Origin of the sequence: Pseudomonas sp. EA_5y_Pfl2_R50 (assembly GCF_963970475.1) — a bacterium.
In the GTDB taxonomy this organism is placed as follows: Bacteria; Pseudomonadota; Gammaproteobacteria; order Pseudomonadales; family Pseudomonadaceae; genus Aquipseudomonas.
This window is the reverse complement of sequence record NZ_CAXAPT010000072.1, coordinates 1-614: the sequence shown is the minus strand read 5'-3', so window position 1 is coordinate 614 and position 614 is coordinate 1. Positions and strand designations below refer to the sequence as shown.

Sequence of the window (614 nt, the reverse complement as noted above, 5' to 3'; positions counted from 1 at the left end):
GCCTCAGCCGCCGATGATTCGCGACGAGATCCGCAGCATGTGGGCGTGCATCGCATCCGCCATGAACGGCAAGGCCAGCAGCATCGTGGCGAAGATCGCCAGGATCTTCGGCACGTAGATCAGCGTCTGCTCCTGGATCTGGGTCAGCGCCTGGAACAGCGACACGACCACGCCGACCACGAGCCCCACCACCATCAGCGGCGACGACACGATCACGATCGTCCAGATGGCGTCACGCGCGACGTCGAGTGTTTCGGGGCCGGTCATTGCACAATTCCCTGTTTACCTGTCATCCCCGCCCCAGCGGCGAGGGACGTCGGCCCCTCCTCGTCATTGCGAGGAGCCCTTGCGACGAAGCAATCCAGACTGCCCCGCCGAAAGATCCTGGATTGCTTCGCTGCGCTCGCAATGACGGAGCGTGAGGCGCCGCATCGTTCCTTCAATCCGCGATTTCGGTCGAGCCTCAGCGAACGCCGCCAACTTGTTCGCCGGAGCCCAGGGGCGCTCCTCCCACCATCCCTCGCGTTGCCCCACGGGCAAAACACACCATAGGCAGGTCAAGCACGCCGGTCCCAAATATTCCGATTGACCGAATTCTGCTCTTCGGTTAAACC

At 62.9% G+C, this 614-nt stretch carries 1 protein-coding gene; it reads right to left on the bottom strand.

Annotation, left to right across the window (positions count from 1 at the left end; all coding sequences use genetic code 11):
• Nucleotides 1-3: 3 nt before the first annotated feature.
• Nucleotides 4-267 (bottom strand): flagellar biosynthesis protein FliQ, encoded by a 264-nt coding sequence (gene fliQ, locus AACY19_RS26755; RefSeq protein WP_339454497.1) that lies wholly within the window; start codon nucleotides 265-267, stop codon nucleotides 4-6.
• Nucleotides 268-614 lie beyond the last annotated feature (347 nt).